The organism is Pseudomonas sp. R4-15 (assembly GCF_055768815.1).
Genome location: NZ_CM147293.1, coordinates 3,044,019 through 3,058,675, shown reverse-complemented (window position 1 = coordinate 3,058,675; position 14,657 = coordinate 3,044,019). Strand labels below are relative to the sequence as shown.

Below are 14,657 nucleotides of genomic sequence, written 5' to 3'. Positions count from 1 at the left end.
GCACGACGATGGCAAGAGCCCGCCGGTCGCGGCGTCCAGCGGTCTTCACCGAAGACCCGCTGTGGTACAAGGACGCGATCATCTACCAGGTCCACGTGAAGTCCTACTTCGACGCCAATGACGATGGTATCGGTGACTTTACCGGGTTGATCGAAAAGCTCGACTACATCGCCGAGCTGGGCGTGAACACCATATGGCTGTTGCCGTTCTACCCCTCGCCGCGCCGCGATGACGGCTATGACATCGCCGAGTACCGCAACGTGCATCCGGACTACGGTGACCGCGCCGATGCCCGTCGTTTCATCCTCGAGGCGCACAAGCGCGGACTGCGGGTCATCACCGAACTGGTGATCAATCACACCTCGGACCAGCATCCCTGGTTCCAGCGCGCGCGCAAGGCGAAGAAGGGCTCACGGGCGCGGGATTTCTACGTCTGGTCCGACACCAACCAGAAGTATGCCGACACGCGGATCATCTTCATCGACAGCGAGACCTCCAACTGGACCTGGGACCCGGTCGCCGAACAGTACTTCTGGCACCGCTTCTACTCCCACCAGCCGGACCTCAACTTCGATAATCCGCAGGTGATGAAGGCGGTGCTGTCGATCATGCGCTACTGGCTCGACCTGGGCGTCGACGGGCTGCGCCTCGACGCGATTCCCTATCTGGTCGAGCGCGACGGCACCAGCAACGAGAACCTGCCCGAGACCCATGCGGTGCTCAAACGGATTCGCGCCGAGATCGACGCCCATTACCCGGATCGGATGTTGCTCGCCGAGGCCAACCAGTGGCCGGAAGATACCCAGCCGTACTTCGGCGACGGCGACGAATGCCACATGGCGTTCCATTTTCCGCTGATGCCGCGCATGTACATGTCGATCGCCCAGGAAGACCGCTTTCCGATGACAGACATCCTGCGTCAAACGCCGGAAATCCCGGACAGTTGCCAGTGGGCGATCTTTCTGCGCAACCACGATGAATTGACCCTGGAGATGGTCACCGACCGTGAACGGGACTACCTGTGGAACTACTACGCCGCCGACAAGCGCGCCCGCATCAACCTGGGCATTCGCCGGCGTCTGGCGCCGCTGGTGGAGCGCGACCGGCGGCGCATCGAGCTGCTCAACAGCCTGTTGTTGTCGATGCCCGGCACGCCGGTGATCTACTACGGTGACGAGATCGGCATGGGCGACAACATTTTCCTTGGCGATCGCGATGGCGTGCGCACGCCGATGCAGTGGAACGTCGATCGCAACGGGGGATTCTCCCGCGCCGATCCCGCCAGCTTGGTGGCACCGCCGGTGATGGACCCGCTGTACGGTTACCAGACGATCAACGTCGAAGCCCAGCAGCGCGATCCGCATTCGTTGCTCAACTGGATGCGCCGGTTGCTGGCCATTCGCAAGCAGCATCGGGCTTTCGGCCGCGGCAGCCTCAAGCTGCTGGCGCCGAGCAACCGGCGCATCTTCGCCTACATCCGCGAAAGCCTCGGTCACAACGGCGAGCCGGAAACCCTGCTGTGCGTGGCCAACATGTCGCGCGCCGCGCAGGCCGCCGAACTGGAACTGTCCCAGTACGACGGCATGGTGCCGGTGGAGATGATCGGTGGCAGTGCCTTCCCACCGATCGGCCAGTTGCCCTATCTGTTGACGTTGGCGCCCTATGGCTTCTACTGGTTCGCGCTGGCATCGGAAGAAAAGATGCCGGCCTGGCACCTCAAGGCGGCGGACCCCATGCCCGAATATCTGACCCTGGTGCTGAAGCGCCGTGCCGAGGAATTGCTCGATGGCCAACCGCGGCAACTGCTCGAGCGCAGCGTGCTGCCGACCTACCTGCCGATGCGCCGCTGGTTCGCTGGCAAGGGTGCGACCATCGATACGGTGCGTATCGTCTACGCGACGCCCTTGGCCGACGATCGTCGGCCGGTGTTGCTGTGCGAGCTCGAAGTGACGTCGGAAGGGCAGCCTGCGCGCTATCAGTTGCCGCTGGGTTTCCTGCCCGAAGAGGAGTTCGGCAATGCGTTGCCACAGCAACTGGCGTTGGCTCGGGTGCGCAGGGGACGACAGGTCGGCCTGCTGACCGACGCCTTCACCCTCGAACCTTTCGTCCGGGGCGTGCTGCAGGCTCTGCAGGAAGGGCGCGAACTGCCTGCGGGTGAGGAGGGGCGTCTGCAGTTCCTCGCCACGCCAGCGCTGGCGCGCATGGCCGTGGATGACGATGCCGAGGTACGTTACCTGTCCGCCGAGCAGTCCAACAGCTCGGTGGTGATTGGCGAAAGCATGGTGCTCAAGCTCTTGCGCAAGTTGGAGAAGGGCGTTCACCCGGAGCTGGAGATGGGCCTCTACCTGGCGGCAGGTGGCTTCGAACACACGGCCACCCTGCTTGGCCAGGTGTTGCAGCGTGATCCGGATGGGCAGACCAGCGCGCTGATGATTCTGCAGCGTTATCTGGAGAACCAGGGTGATGCCTGGAGCTGGACGCTCAACGTGCTCGACCGGGCGATCCGCGACGAACTCAGCGGCGGCTCGTCCGGGGTCGACAATCGCTATCGGGCGATGGACGAGTCGGATGCCTTCGCGCGCCTGCTTGGCGTCCGCCTGGGGGAGATGCACCAGATTCTTGCCGCTCCCAGCGACAATCCCGATTTCGCCCCGGAGACCTACGATGACGCCGCCGCCCGGCAGCTCGGCCAGCAGGTCCGCGAGGAGTTGCAGCATGCCCTGCAACTGCTCGAGAAACACCGTACCACGCTGGGCGATGCGGCTCTGCAACTGCTGGAGCGCGGCGAGGCACTGCTGCAGGCCCTCGTTCCTCTGGCCGAGCGCTGCGTCGGTGGGCTACGTATTCGCGTACACGGCGACTTGCACCTGGGCCAGGTCCTGGTGGTGCATGGCGACGCCTATCTCATCGACTTCGAAGGCGAACCCGCCCGTGGGCTGGACGAGCGACGTGCCAAGCACAGTCCCTACAAAGACGTCGGAGGTGTGTTGCGCTCGTTCGACTACGCGGCGGCGATGGCCTTGCGCGGCGTGCAGTCCGCCGATGCCTCGGCGGAGGCCGACAGCGCCCGCATCGCGCTTGCCGAGGCTTACCGTCAGCGTGCCGCGGCGCATTTTCTGGAAGGCTACGCCTCGGCCACCGAAGGTCTGCCCCATGCCTGGCGCGAGTCGAGCGGCGCGCGCGCGGCACTGTTATTGTTGACCCTTGAGAAAGCCGCCTACGAGGTGGCCTACGAGGCAGAAAACCGTCCCACCTGGCTCGACGTTCCTTTGCAAGGGCTCGCCGAGCTGGCCAGCCAGATCCTCGATGGAGAATCCGCATGACCGATCGTCCGGTGTTCACCGCTCACGGGGAGCATCTGCTGCCCGATGACGGCGCCGTGGAAAAACTCATCCGTGGCGAACACGGTGATCCCTTCAGCCTGGTGGGGCCTCACCCGGATGGCGAGGGAGTGATCGTGCGTGCCTACCTGCCGCTGTCGCTGGGGGTGGATGTGCTCGACCGCGAGAGCGGTGAGTCGCTCTGCAGCATGGACCAGGCGCAAGTGCCCGGGCTGTATTTCTGCCGCCTGGAGAAGGCGCGCCCGTACCTCTTGCGGGTGCGCTGGGGTGACGGCGAACAAATTACCGAAGACCCTTACAGCTTCGGTCCGCAACTGGGCGAGATGGACATCTACCTGTTTGCCGAAGGCAATCACCGTGAGCTCGGTCGCGTGCTCGGCGCGCAACCGACCGAGGTCGACGGCGTTGCCGGGGTCCGCTTCGCGGTTTGGGCGCCGAATGCGCGAAGGGTCTCCGTGGTGGGTAACTTCAACGGCTGGGATGGGCGTCGTCATCCGATGCGCCTGCGTTTTCCGGCGGGCGTTTGGGAGCTGTTCATCCCGCGTCTGGGGCCGGGAGAGGTGTACAAGTACGAGATTCTCGGCCCGGATGGCGTTTTACCGCTCAAGGCCGACCCCATCGCCCTGGCCACCGAGCTGCCGCCAGCGACCGGTTCGGTGGTAGCCGAACCGCTGCGGCACGCCTGGGGCGATGAAGACTGGATGGCATCGCGCGAAAGCCGCCATGGGGTGACCGCACCGATGTCGATTTACGAACTGCACGCTGGCTCCTGGCAACGCGAAGGCGGTGAGGAAGGGCGACTGCTGACCTGGCATGAACTGGCCGATCGGCTGATTCCGTATATCCAGGAACTCGGCTTCACCCATATCGAACTGTTGCCGGTGATGGAGCATCCCTTCGGCGGCTCTTGGGGTTACCAGCCGCTGTCGCAGTTCGCACCGTCGGCGCGCTACGGCAGCCCGGCGGATTTCGCCGCCTTCGTCGACCGCTGCCACCAGGCCGGCATCGGTGTGATCCTGGACTGGGTCCCCGCGCATTTCCCCACGGACGCCCATGGGCTGGGTCGCTTCGACGGCACCGCGCTGTATGAATACGCGCACCCCTTCGAAGGCTTCCACCAGGACTGGGATACCTACATCTACAACCTCGGACGCAACGAGGTGCACGGCTTCATGATCGCCTCCGCGTTGCATTGGCTACGCGAGTTCCATGTCGATGGTCTGCGCGTCGATGCGGTGGCGTCGATGCTCTACCGAGACTACTCGCGTAAACAGGGCGAGTGGATTCCCAACCGCCACGGCGGACGCGAGAACCTGGAAGCGATCGACTTCCTGCGCCACCTCAACGACGTGGTGAAGGCCGAGGCACCGGGGGCGCTGGTGATCGCCGAGGAATCGACGGCCTGGCCGGGCGTCAGCAAGCCGGTCTCCGAGGGGGGACTGGGTTTCGACTACAAATGGAACATGGGCTGGATGCACGACACCCTCGAATACGCCGCCGAGGACCCGGTGCATCGCTCTTATCATCACGACAAGCTGACGTTCGGGCTGATCTATGCGTTTTCCGAGCGCTTCGTGCTGCCGATTTCCCACGACGAGGTGGTGCACGGCAAGCGCTCGCTGATCGACAAGATGCCCGGCGATCGCTGGCAGAAATTCGCCAACCTGCGCGCCTACCTGTCGTTCATGTGGACCCATCCAGGCAAAAAACTGCTGTTCATGGGCTGCGAGTTCGGCCAATGGCGGGAGTGGAGCCACGACCGTTCGCTGGACTGGTACCTGACCAACTACGCCGATCACCAGGGGATCCAGCATCTGGTGGGGGATCTCAACCGGTTGTACCGGGAGCAGCCTGCACTGCATCAGCGCGATGCCGACGGCGAAGGCTTCCAATGGCTGATCGGCGATGACCGTGGCAACAGCGTGTTCGCCTGGCTGCGTCACGGCTTCGACGGTGAGCCGCTGCTGGTGGTGGCGAACTTCACGCCGATGGTGCGTCATGGCTATCGCGTGGGAGTACCGCGCGGGGGCTTCTGGCGCGAGTGTTTCAACAGCGATGCGCAGCGCTATTCCGGCTCCAATGTGGGTAACGACGGTGGTCTGCAGAGCGACGCCGTGGAAGCCCATGGCGAGTCGCACTCGCTGTCGCTGACCTTGCCGCCCCTGGCGCTGCTGGTGTTCTGCCCGCAGTGAGCGACGACCGAATGGGGCGTCAGCCGGCGTAGACCCGGTTGCGCCCGCTGCGCTTGGCCTCGTAGAGGCGCTGGTCGGCCAGTTCGACCAGCGCGCTGGGCTGGCTCTCGTCCTGGACTTTCATCGAAGCCACGCCGAAAGAGGCGCTGACCTGCGGCACGGTCGTGGAGTCCAGGTGCTCTATGGCTAGATCGGCAATCGCCTGGCGCATGCGTTCGGCGATCTCCGCAGCCCCCTCGAGCGGCGTATCCGGCAGGATGCAAGCGAACTCTTCGCCACCGTAACGGGCCAACAGGTCTTGGGGGCGGCGCGCGCAACTGGCGGCGGCGGCTGCCACCGAGCGCAGGCATTGGTCGCCGGCCTGATGACCGTAGCGGTCGTTGTAACGCTTGAAGAAGTCCACGTCGAACATCACCAGCGACAGCGGCTGCCCGTCACGGCGTGCCTGGCGCCAGTGCTGCTGCAGTTCCTCGTCGAACTTCAAGCGATTGGCGACGCCGGTCAGTCCGTCGAGCATCGCCTGGGCGCGCAGCAGGTCGCTCTGCATTTTCAGGGTCAGGTGGGTCTTCACCCGTGCCCGCACGATGGTCGGGTTGATCGGTTTGGTGATGAAGTCCACCGCACCCAGACCAAAGCCGATCAACTCGTCGGCTTCCTCGCGTTGCGCGGTGATGAAGATCACCGGTATGTCGCGGGTCTGTGGGTCGGCCTTCAGACGGCGGCAGACCTCATGGCCGTCCATGCCCTGCATGATCACGTCGAGCAGAACGAGGTCGGGCTGCTGGGCCTGGCAGACGGTGATCGCCTGGGCGCCGCTGGTCGCCATGAACACTTCGCACTGGTCACGAAACAGTTCGTGCAGCAGGCGTACGTTGCTGGCCTGATCGTCTACCACCAATAGCTTGGGGCGGCCGTGGCCGTAGGGAACGCGTCCATCCATGCGCTAGCCTCCTATCTCCGTAGCGAGCCGCTCGGCGAGGGCGGCGGCCTGGGCGAAATCCAATGCCTGTGCGCAACCGGCGAGTTGCTCGGCGAGTTTGGCGTCGTGCGCTTGAAGCTGGGGCTGGAGTGTCTCCAGCAGGTCCAGGGCATCGAGGTTGTTGGCGTGCAGCAGTTCGATCAGCCGCTGCAGGTCACCGTCCAGGTCGGCCGAGCCCGTGGCTTTGGTGCTGCTGGGCGTTGGCGTCTGCGTCATCGGACGATTCGCCTGCAGCAGCGCGCGCAGTCGCTCCAGATTGTCTTCGAACAATCCCTGAGCCTGGGCGAGTTCTTCGGGCGAGAGTGCCGGGGCTGCCTCCGCGGGGCCATCGAGCAGTTGCCGTTCCAGCGCGGCGCTGAAACGAAACAGCGCCAACGCACCGATGGTGCCGGCACTGCCTTTGATACTGTGCAGCGCGGCAGCGGCATCGCCGCGCTGATTGTTTTCCAGTAACTGGGCAATCTGTGCGAAGCGCGGCCGCACGTCGTTGGCGAAGGTGTCGAGCATCTGTTCGAGCAGCCTGTGATTGCCGGCGAAGCGCTCCAGCAGGGTCGCGTAGTCGGCGATGTCACTGACCGGGACCGCCGTCTCGCGGCTCGAAGCCTGGGTATTCTGCAGGCCATGGATGCATTCGAGCAGACGGGTGATGAGTTGCTTGCGCTCGATGGGCTTTGCGACGTGTTCGTTCATGCCGGCCTGCAGGCACGCCTCACGGTCGGCCTGGGAGGCGTTGGCGGTCATGGCGATGATCGGCAGGCGCGCGAAGCGCTCGTCCTTGCGAATGCGCCGGGTCGCCTCCAGGCCGTCCACCACCGGCATCTGCATGTCCATGAGCACGGCGTCGAACGTCTGTTTGGCCGCGATCACCCTATTCACCCCGGCTTCGCCATCCTCTGCCAGTTGTACGCTGGCGCCCTCCGCAGTGAGCAGTTCAAACGCGACCTGGCGGTTCATCGCGTTGTCCTCCACCACCAGCAGCCGCAAGCCGGCCAGCGGTTGCTCGATTGCCGGTGCCTCGGCAGCCTTCTGCAGCGCGCTGCTCCCGCCTCCCAACAGTTCGTGTACCGCTTCGGCCACCTGGCGCGGCGTCACCGGTTTGGACAGGAAGCGGTCTACCGCGAAGTCTTCGCCCTCGGATTCGAGTTGCTCGCGGCCATAGGCGCTGATCATCAGCATCGCCGGTGTACCACGCTCAGCGGTCTGCTGCGCGATGCGTCGGGCAGTCTCGGGTCCATCCAGGCCGGGCATACGCCAATCCAGCAAGACCACGTCGTAGGGATCGTCTGCTGCGAGGCTTTCGGACACTCGGCGCAGGGCGCTGTCTCCGTCCTGAACGTAGTCCGGTCGCCAGCCCAGGGCGCGAGTGGTGGCCACCAGCATGCCTCCGGCGACCTCGTTGTCGTCGACGATCAGCACGTGCAGCGAGCGCTGGCTGTGGGGATACCCGGCGCGCAGGTCGTCGGACTGGGCAAAGGGCAGGGTGATGTCGAACCAGAATCGACTGCCGATGCCGAGGGTGCTCTGCACTTTCAACTGACCGCCCATGAGCTCGATCAGGCGCTTGCTGATCACCAGGCCCAGGCCGCTGCCGCCAAAGCGCCGGGAGGTGGACGCCTCGGCCTGGGTGAAGCCGCTGAAGATGCGGCTCATCTGTTCTTCGCTGATGCCGATGCCGGTGTCGCTGACCGAGACGCGGATCTTCACCTGTTGGTCGCTACGTGCAAGCTGGCGCACGCTGATGACCACCTGGCCGTGCTCGGTGAACTTGAGCGCGTTGCCGGCAAGGTTGATGAGAATCTGCTGCAGACGCAGGCGGTCGCCTTGCAGCTCGGCCGGCAGCCCCGAATCGATGTCGAACAGCAGTTCGACGCGCTTTCGCCCCTGGTTACCACTGAGCACGATGCCTAACTTTTCGAACAGTGGTTCGAGCTCGAAGGTGTGGGGGTCGAGGGTGAGTTTGCCGGCCTCGATCTTGGAGTAGTCGAGGATGTCGTTGAGCAGGCCGAGCAGGGAGGTGGCGGCGGTGTGTGCTTTGTCCACGTAGTCGCGCTGGCGCGGATTGAGGCTGGTCTGCTGGGCCAGATAGAGCATGCCGAGCACGGCGTTCATCGGCGTGCGGATCTCGTGGCTCATGTTGGCGAGGAAGGTCGATTTGGCCGCGCTCGCCGCGTCGGCTTGTTCCTTGGCGTAGCGCAGGCTGGCCTGCAGTTCCTGCTCGTCGGTGACGTCGAGGTTGATGCCAGTGATCTTCAGCGCGTGGCCATCGGCGCCGCGTTCGACCTGACCGGCCGCCTTGATGTGACGTACCTGGTCACCCGGCAGAACGATGCGGAACAAGGTGGCGTACATGTTGCCGTCCTGGAGCAGGGCACGGACCTCGGCCAGGGCTCTTTCACGGTCATCCGGATGCAGGCGCGCCGCCCAGGCCGACGAAGACAGGCCCAGCTCGTGATTAGCCGGCGCATAGCCGTAGATGTAGTACATGCGCTCGTTCCACTGCAGGCGGTCCTTGCCGATTTCCCAGGTCCAGATGCCGATCTTGGCGACGTCCGCCGCCAGCGCCAGTTGGTCGCGCGCTGAGATCACCTCGTCACGCTGGCGTCGCTGCTCGCTGATGTCGGACATGATGCCGACCACCATGGGCTCACCCGCCACGCGCATCGCGCCGAGGCTGATCTGCACCGGGAACAGGCTGCCGTCCTTGCGCCGTGCCTCCACTTCGCGACCGATACCGATGGCGCGGCCCGCGCCGGTGGAGCGAAAACGCGCCATGTAGCCGTCGTGTTCGCTGCTGAACGGATCGGGCATCAGCATCTTCACGTTGCAGCCGATCAGTTCTTCCGCCTGGTAACCCAACGCACGTTCGCCGGCCGGGTTGCAGGAACGGATGGTGCCGCGGGAATCGATGGTGATGATCGGGTTGACCGCGGTATCGAGGATCGCGCGGGTGGTTTCCAGGCTGACCGCCAGTTCGCGTTCCGCGGCGCGTCGTTCGCTGATGTCCACGGCGATGCTCAGGTAACCGCTGACCTTGCCCTGGGCGTCGCGCATGGCGGTGACCATGAGCGTCACTGGCAGGCGTGAGCCGTCCTTGCGGACGTAGGTCCACTCGCGGTTCTCGACCAGCCCGCGCGCGGCGGTCTCGGCGAGGATCTGGTAACCCTCGAGTGGCCCGGTCAGGTTCTCGTCGTCGCGCAGTGCCTCGCCACGCTGGCGCAACTCCTCGGCGTCGTGGATCAACTCAGGACTCGCCTTGCCGACCATTTCCTCGGCGCTGTAGCCCAGCTGGCGCTCGGCGCCGGGGTTGAAGATGGTGATCACACCGTTCAGGTCACTGGCGATGATCGACAGTTCGGAGGCGGCATCGAGCACGCTGCCGAACAGCGCGTTGAGCTGGCTGAGCTGCTCGGTGCGTTCGGTAACCTGCCGCTCCAGGCGCGCGTTGAGGTCCTGGATGCGTCGCTCGCTTTCAACATGGGGGGAAATGTCCCGTACGATCTTCGAGGCACCGATGACGCGGCCACTGCCATCACGGATCGGCGAGACGGTGACCGCCACGTCAAGCAGGTGGCCGTCACGGTGTTGGCGCCGTGTGCGTAGACCTGAAACGCCTTCGCCCCGGCCTACCAAGCCGAGTATCTCGACCTCCTCATGACTGAGCTCCCTGGGGACCACCAATTCAGCAACGCTGCGCCCGATGGCTTGTTCGGACGTATAGCCGAAGATCTCCTGCGCGCCACGGTTCCAACTGGTGACGATACCGTTCAGGTCCTTGCTGATGATCCCGTCGGTGGAGCTATCGACGACTTCCGCCAGGCGTGCGCGCTCCGCGTTGATCTGTCGGCGGCGGTGGGCGTTGAGTGCGAGTACGCCAAGCATCCAGGCAAGCAGGCCACTCAGCGTCAAACCTGCGAGCAGGATCTGTCTTGGCGAAACGCCTTGCTGCGCGTCGACGAAAGAGGGCGAGGCGGCGAACTCCAGAGTCCACTGCTGGCCCAACAGGGCGAGCTTGAGCTCGCTGGTCATGGCGACGGGCGCATCGCCCTGGAAGATCAACGGTTGCTCGCCGAAGCCTGTCAGTGAGCGCAGCCAGACACCCTGGTGCATCAGCTCGCGGTTGAGGTCATTTCCCAGTTGCTGCGGTGAGAAGGTGGTGAAGGCGATCCCCTGTGCCGTCTCCTCGCGAAGGTCGACCGAGGTGGGCGTGCTGCCACTGCTGTAGACCGGCAGCAGCATCGCCAGCAATTTGTCCGCAGCATCTCCAGGCAGTGGAGTTTGTAGCCAGGCGAGTGTGTTGCGGCCGCTGCGTGCGGCACGCTGGGCGGCGGCCAGGAGATCGGTGCGCTGCAGGTCGCCGTCCTGTCCGATCGATTTGCTCAGGCGGATGGAGTAGCGATAGTCGCTGACCAGGCGATCGCTGAGCGCCTGTCCGTCGCTCGCCTCGCTGCGCTGCAGGTGGGCATAGCCAATGTTATCGAGCAGCCCCGCATTCAGGCCTTCGTAGCGAATCGCCGAAAAATAACGCCGTAGCGCCCGGGGCTCGATGTCGCGCTCTTGCGCGGCGAGCATCAGGCCGCGAATGCCCACCAGACCGTATTGATAGTCCTCGAGCTGGTCGAGTAGATCCTGCGTGGCTACTTCTACCTGTTGCTGCAGGGCAGTCCGTGCCTCGTACTCATTGATGCTCGTGAGCGCCCAGGCGACCAGCCCGGAAGACAGGCTTCCGAGCACCAGCACCAGTAATGCCCAGCGGTTCATGTGCATCCAGCGTTGCTTGCGACCCACGCCCGCACCCCTGCATCCCGCGCCGAGGCCGCCCGGCGCCTGTGCTCTTGTCTAGCTCATCGCACGTTCACCGGCAAGGTGGGCGAAGGAGCCGTTGACATGGCCTCAGCCATGCTGACCGGTACGTCGCAGTTTACGCGCACGGGCCTCTAGACCAAGATAGACGATAGTGGCAATAAGCAATGGCACCAGGTAGTAGATAACCCGATAACCGATCAACGCGGCGAGCAGACTGCCCTTCGACAACTGATGCGAGAGCAGGGTGACGAAGACGGTCTCCAACACGCCTAGCCCGGCTGGAATGTGGGTGATGACACCGGCGATGCTGCTGACCAGCAATACGCCAAGCACCGTGGGATAGTCGACTTTCTCCGGTAACAGCACGTAGATGGTCGCTGCCATCAGGCCCCAATTCAGTGCCCCGAGCAGTAGCTGGGCCAGCGCCAGACGCAATGAAGGCAAGCCGATTTCGTGCCCGCGCACGGTCCAGCTGCGCCGCTTGGACAGCGCGCACAGGCCGAGATAGATGGCCGATACCGCCAGCAGTGCCACACCCACCCAGCGCAAAGCGCCGGTGCCAATGCCCCAGTCCTTCGGGGGAACGACCAGCCCCGCGGCAAATACCGCGCCGCCCAGACACAGGTAACCCAGCCAGTTGGTCATCAGGCTAAGGGTGAAGACCCGGGTGATGGTCGAGTTACCCAGGCCCAAGCGCCCATACAGGCGGTAGCGCATGGCAATGCCACCGACCCAGGAACTGAGATTGAGGTTGAAGGCGTAGCAGACGAAGGTCACCGTCATCACCTGAGTGATCGGCAGTGCATGGCGGGTGTACCACTTGGACAGCACATCGAAGCTGGCATAGACCACATAGCTGCCCAAGGCGGCGGCGCCGGCCAGCAGCAGAGTGCTGGAGCGGTAGTCGCGCAGGGTGCCAATGACTTCCTGCCAGTCCACGCGCCGGGCGAGCATGACCAGCAAGACCAGTACCAGTACGAAGAACGCGTAGCTCGCCAGCTTCTTGGCCAGCGGCCACCAGGCATGCCGCGTGCTGGAATCGCTCTTGCTGGACAGGCTGCTCATGGATGCTCCCGGGACATCTGATCGCTGTCGTCGGTCGCCTGCAATTGCTGCAGGTGCGGTTCGACGAGTTCGAGTTTCTTGGTATGCGCCGGGAGCCAGCCGACCATCGCGGGAAAGTGGCGCAGGAAGTGGAAGATCACGAACACCAGCGGCGCACGCCAGAAGTAACCACGCACCACGCGCTCCAGGGGAATGCTCTTGCAGTCGTGCTGCATCAGGTGCTCCAGACGTTCGTTGAGCTGGCGATTGAACACCGGGTCGCGAATGATCAGGTTGGCTTCCAGGTTGAGCGCCAGGCTCAGCGGATCGAGATTGCTCGAGCCGACCGTGGACCAGTCCTGATCGGCCAGCGCGACCTTGCCATGCAGCGGGCGCCGGCAGTACTCGTGGATTTCCACGCCGTCGCGCAGCAGGTAGTTGTAGAGCATGCGTGCGCCGAACTTGGCCACCGGCATGTCCGGCTGGCCCTGCAGGATCAGTTTCACCTTCACCCCACGACGCGCCGCGTTGCGCAATTCGCGCAATAACCGGTAGCCGGGGAAGAAGTAGGCGTTGGCGATCACCAGACGCGAACGCGCCGAGCGGATGGCCTCCAGATAGTGCTGCTCGATGTCGTTACGGTGGGCATCGTTGTCGCGGGTGACGAACAGCGTACGGGCGCTGCCGCGGGCGTGATTGTTGATCGGCCCCAGCGCCTGCTGCACACGGCGTTGCCACCAGCGGCGCTGCTGGTCGTGGGGCGCGATGGTACGCAGGGCGAAGGCATGGATGTCATCCACCACCGGACCTTCGATCTCCACCGCGTAATCCTGCTTGGCTTCCGGGCCGTAGTCGCCCAGGTGATCGGCGGAGAAGTTGATGCCGCCGACGAAGGCGCGCTCGCCATCCACCACGACGATCTTGCGGTGCAGACGACGGAACAGATTGGTGCGGAAGCCGAAGCGCTGGGGTTGCGGATCGAACAGGTGCAGACGCACGCCAGCGGCGGTCATCGGCGCGACGAATTCGTCGGTGAGAAAGGCGCTACCGTAGCCGTCCGCGGTGATGTCCACGCGAACGCCGCGTTCCGCGGCTTCGGTGAGCACTTCGCGCAGTTCACGTCCGACCTTGTCGTCATAGATGATGAAGGTCTCGCAGATGATCTCGCGTTTGGCCTCGCGAATCGCCTGGAAGACCCGCGGAAAGAACTCCTCTCCGTTTTCCAGCAACTGCAGGCGATTCCCGTCGCGCCAGCTGAAATTCATAGGTGCATCTCCACAGCCAGGGGTACGTGATCAGACAGATGTGACCAGGGGCGGTTCGCCAGCACCTGCGGCCGTTTGGGGGTGAGGTTGCGGTAGTAGATGCGGTCCAGGCGCAGCAGCGGCCAGCGGGCGGGAAAGCTCTTCGCCAACTGACCCTGGGTTTCGCAGAAGGCCTCCTTCAAACCGCAGCCGTCGGCGAGGATCTGATTGCCGCGCAGGCGCCAATCGTTGAAGTCGCCCGCCACCACGACCGGCGCGTCGTCGGGCAGACTGGCGACCAGCTCCGCGAGCAGGCCCATCTGCTGCCGGCGATGCTCCTCGCGCAGTCCCAGATGCACGCAGATGGCGTGGAACTCGTCCTGGCCGGGCACCTGTAGGCGGCTGTGCAGCAGCCCACGGCGCTCAGGACCGCTGATGGATACATCGAGGTTCTCGTAGCTGAGAATGGGGAATTTCGACAGCAGCGCATTGCCATGGTCGCCATCGGGATAGACCGCGTTGCGGCCGTAGGCGAAGTCGCTCCAGATGCTGTCGGCGAGAAATTCGTACTGTGGCGTCGTGGGCCAGTCCGGGTAGCGCAGGGCGTGCTTCTGATGGGTGCCGAGCACCTCCTGGAGAAACACGATGTCGGCGCCGGCGCTGCGTACGGCCTCGCGCAGCTCCGGCAGGATGAAACGCCGGTTGAAGCTGGTGAAGCCCTTGTGGGTGTTGATGGTGAGCACCTTGACGGCCGGTATCGCGCTGGCCAGGTGCGCGTCCAGTTCGGCAGATTGCAGGTTGGTCAAGACAGGATCCTCTGTCGGCTCGAAACGGGCAGTCCCTTCGGCAGACAGCGGGAGAAAAGCCGGGGTTCCTGGGGCCTGACATGACGCGCCCCTTCGCGTTGGCGGCGGAGAGCGTCAGGCGTCCCATTGGCTGCAGGTGTCGGACTGGCGCTGAGGACCACTCCCTCTCCCTTGATGGGAGAGGGCGGGGGAGAGGGTGAGCCTCGCCGGATTCCAGCTATGAAGCTGCCTTGTGCCTACCACAAGGG

Annotated in this window: 7 protein-coding genes; 2 read left to right on the top strand and 5 right to left on the bottom strand. The window is 64.4% G+C overall.

What is annotated here, in order from left to right:
- Positions 1-8: 8 nt before the first annotated feature.
- On the top strand, positions 9-3,323 hold the full coding sequence (gene treS, locus ACYRGX_RS14605) for a maltose alpha-D-glucosyltransferase (RefSeq protein WP_473053191.1): 3,315 nt from the start codon (positions 9-11) through the stop codon (positions 3,321-3,323).
- Positions 3,320-5,533: a 1,4-alpha-glucan branching protein GlgB gene (gene glgB, locus ACYRGX_RS14600; RefSeq protein WP_473053190.1), complete on the top strand. Its 2,214-nt coding sequence runs from the start codon at positions 3,320-3,322 to the stop codon at positions 5,531-5,533. Before treS ends, glgB begins: the two co-directional genes overlap by 4 nt.
- A 19-nt stretch (positions 5,534-5,552) precedes the next feature.
- Here the strand turns inward: glgB and ACYRGX_RS14595 are convergent, their stop codons facing one another.
- The 5 genes from ACYRGX_RS14595 to ACYRGX_RS14575 form a co-directional block, all read right to left on the bottom strand.
- The gene (locus tag ACYRGX_RS14595) at positions 5,553-6,473 is read right to left on the bottom strand and encodes a diguanylate cyclase domain-containing protein (RefSeq protein ID WP_473053189.1); all 921 of its coding nucleotides are present in this window, start codon (positions 6,471-6,473) and stop codon (positions 5,553-5,555) included.
- Positions 6,474-6,476: 3 nt separating this feature from the next.
- Positions 6,477-11,297 carry a PAS domain S-box protein gene (locus ACYRGX_RS14590; RefSeq protein WP_473053188.1) on the bottom strand — a complete coding sequence of 1,607 codons (4,821 nt, stop codon included), beginning with the start codon at positions 11,295-11,297 and terminating at the stop codon, positions 6,477-6,479.
- Positions 11,298-11,402: 105 nt separating this feature from the next.
- Positions 11,403-12,380: a lysylphosphatidylglycerol synthase domain-containing protein gene (locus ACYRGX_RS14585; protein WP_473053187.1), complete on the bottom strand. Its 978-nt coding sequence runs from the start codon at positions 12,378-12,380 to the stop codon at positions 11,403-11,405.
- Positions 12,377-13,624, bottom strand: coding sequence for a cardiolipin synthase ClsB (gene clsB, locus ACYRGX_RS14580; protein ID WP_473053186.1), 1,248 nt, complete (start codon positions 13,622-13,624; stop codon positions 12,377-12,379). The genes ACYRGX_RS14585 and clsB overlap by 4 nt, the downstream gene beginning before the upstream one ends.
- Positions 13,621-14,409, bottom strand: coding sequence for an endonuclease/exonuclease/phosphatase family protein (locus ACYRGX_RS14575; protein ID WP_473053185.1), 789 nt, complete (start codon positions 14,407-14,409; stop codon positions 13,621-13,623). Before ACYRGX_RS14575 ends, clsB begins: the two co-directional genes overlap by 4 nt.
- Between the last annotated feature and the right edge of the window lie 248 nt (positions 14,410-14,657).